2 protein-coding genes are annotated in these 1,927 nt (G+C 70.2%); both read left to right on the forward strand.

Translation table 11 applies throughout. The annotated features are described in order from the left end of the window. The first annotated feature begins 34 nt into the window (after positions 1-34). Positions 35-814 carry a purine-nucleoside phosphorylase gene (locus ACFWF3_RS34135; RefSeq protein WP_379318145.1) on the forward strand — a complete coding sequence of 260 codons (780 nt, stop codon included), beginning with the start codon at positions 35-37 and terminating at the stop codon, positions 812-814. Then, a partial coding sequence (locus ACFWF3_RS34140) for a phospho-sugar mutase (protein WP_379318147.1) occupies positions 815-1,927 on the forward strand: 1,113 nt, incomplete at its 3' end.

Below are 1,927 nucleotides of genomic sequence, written 5' to 3' on the forward strand. Positions count from 1 at the left end.
CTCGAGCGCGCCAGCGCTCCAATAAACTCAGCCCATGACTGCCGAACAGGCCGCTGCGGCGATTGCCGAACGTACGGGAGTGCCGCGTCATCGCGTGGCCGTGGTGCTGGGATCGGGGTGGCAGGAGGCAGCAGCCGAGATCGGCGCGCCGCGCGCCTCGATCCCCATGACGGAGTTACCCGGCTTCGGCAAACCCAGTGCGCAGGGGCACGGCGGCACGGTGCATTCGGTCACCGTGAACGACAACAACGTGCTGCTGCTGATGGGCCGCCAGCACCTGTACGAGGGCTACACACCGCAGCAGGTGGTGCACCCGGTGACCGCGGCGATCGCGGCGGGCGCCGAGATCGTGCTGCTCACCAATGCCGCGGGTGGGCTCAGGGCGGGCCTGCGGGTGGGTGAGCCGGTGCTGATCGCCGACCACATCAACCTCACCGCGCGCACCCCGCTGCTAGGCGCGCGATTCGTCGACCTGGTCGATGCCTGGGATCCCGAATTGCGGGCGCTGACACGGGAAATCGACCCGAGTCTGACCGAGGGTGTGTACGCCGGGCTCATCGGTCCGCAGTACGAGACGCCTGCCGAGATCCGCATGCTCGCGACCATCGGCGCCGACCTGGTCGGTATGTCGACGGTGCTCGAGGCGATCGAGGCGCGTTCACTGGGCGCTAAGGTGCTCGGCATCTCGCTGGTCACCAATCTGGCCGCGGGCGTTACCGGCGAACATCTTTCGCACGCGGAGGTGCTGGCCGAGGGGCAAGCCGCGGCGCCCCGGCTGGGCAAGCTGCTGCGCGGCATTCTGGAGCGCGTGTAGATGCTGCGCTTCGGGACCGCCGGCCTGCGTGGACCGTTGCGTGAGGGCCCGGACGGGATGAACGTGACGACGGTGTCACGGGCCACCGCCGGGCTGGCCGACTGGCTGCGCGAACGTTGCCTCGGCGGTGGGGCCGTGGTGGTCGGGCGGGACGCGCGGCACGGGTCGGCGGAGTTCGCCACGGCGACCGCTGAGATCTTCACTGCCGCAGGCTTTCCCGTCACGGTGCTGCCGGACCCGGTGCCGACTCCGGTGGTGGCGTTCGCGGTGCGTGAGCTGGGTGCGGTAGCGGGGGTGCAGATCACCGCCTCGCACAATCCGCCTGCCGACAACGGTTACAAGGTGTACCTCGACGGCGGGTCGCAATTGATCGCGCCCGCCGACAGCGAGATCGAGAAGCGCATCGAGGCGGTTGTCGAACCTGTTGCACGGGAAGCTGTTTCGACCTCCGGTGCCGATCTGGTCGATCGCTATCTCGAGCGGGTCGCGGAATTGCCCCGGCTGCTCGGCGGTCCCGGCGAACGGGCGGATGTGCGGATCGCGCTGACCGCGCTGCACGGGGTCGGCGGTGAACTCGCGGTGCGCGCACTGGCCGCGGCCGGGTTCACCGATGTGCGGGTGGTCGAGGAGCAGTTCGCCCCCGACCCCGACTTCCCCACCGTCTCCTTCCCCAATCCGGAAGAGCCGGGCGCCGCCGATCTGTTGCTCGCGCTGGCCGAGCGGGTCGATGCCGACGTGGCGATCGCCCTCGATCCCGATGCCGATCGGTGCGCGCTCGGAGTGCCCGGCCCGGATGGTTGGCACATGCTGCGCGGCGACGAAACCGGTGTACTGCTGGCCGACTACGTGCTGCGCACGCACCCCACCGACCCGCTGGTCGCCACGACCATCGTGTCCTCACGCCTGCTGTCGAAGCTGGCCGCCGCGCGCTCGGCCCGCTACGCCGAGACCCTCACCGGCTTCAAATGGCTGGCCAGGGCGGGCGACGGACTCGTCTACGCCTACGAGGAGGCCATCGGGCACTGCGTCGACCCCGCCAAGGTCCGCGACAAGGACGGCATCTCGGCCGCGGTGGCCGCCGCCGACCTCGTCGCCCTGCTGAAGGCTCAGGGC

The sequence above is a fragment of the Nocardia sp. NPDC060220 genome (genome assembly GCF_042727815.1).
GTDB lineage: Bacteria > Actinomycetota > Actinomycetes > Mycobacteriales > Mycobacteriaceae > Nocardia.